This window comes from Streptococcus oralis, assembly GCF_001579175.1.
Classification (GTDB): Bacteria; Bacillota; Bacilli; order Lactobacillales; family Streptococcaceae; genus Streptococcus; species Streptococcus oralis_O.
This window is the reverse complement of the sequence record NZ_KQ970785.1, coordinates 1-241: the sequence shown is the minus strand read 5'-3', so window position 1 is coordinate 241 and position 241 is coordinate 1. Positions and strand designations below refer to the sequence as shown.

The following is a 241-nucleotide window of genomic DNA, read 5'->3' as shown; positions in this document are numbered from 1 at the left end:
TAAAGTCACTTTTCTTTCCTTTGGACAATATTTTAGAACTTCAATCTTGTCTGGATGGGTTTTTGAGTTCTTACTAGTTAGATAATTCATGCTACCACAAGAGGAGCATTTGAGATTAATTTTTACTCGCACGAGATTTCCTTTACTTTTAATAATGATCTAAATTGAACTAAGTTACATAAACAGCTGAAAGCAACACAAGCAGCCGTCGCATAAAAAACAGAGTGGTAGCCGTATTGCC

Annotated in this window: 2 protein-coding genes; both read right to left on the bottom strand. The window is 34.9% G+C overall.

Going from position 1 to position 241, the window contains the following annotated elements; translation table 11 throughout:
• A partial coding sequence (gene rpmG, locus SORDD24_RS10645) for a 50S ribosomal protein L33 (RefSeq protein WP_061410186.1) occupies positions 1–132 on the bottom strand: 132 nt, incomplete at its 3' end.
• A partial coding sequence (locus SORDD24_RS11085; protein ID WP_081103596.1) for a multidrug transporter occupies positions 123–241 on the bottom strand: 119 nt, incomplete at its 5' end. The genes rpmG and SORDD24_RS11085, both read right to left, overlap by 10 nt.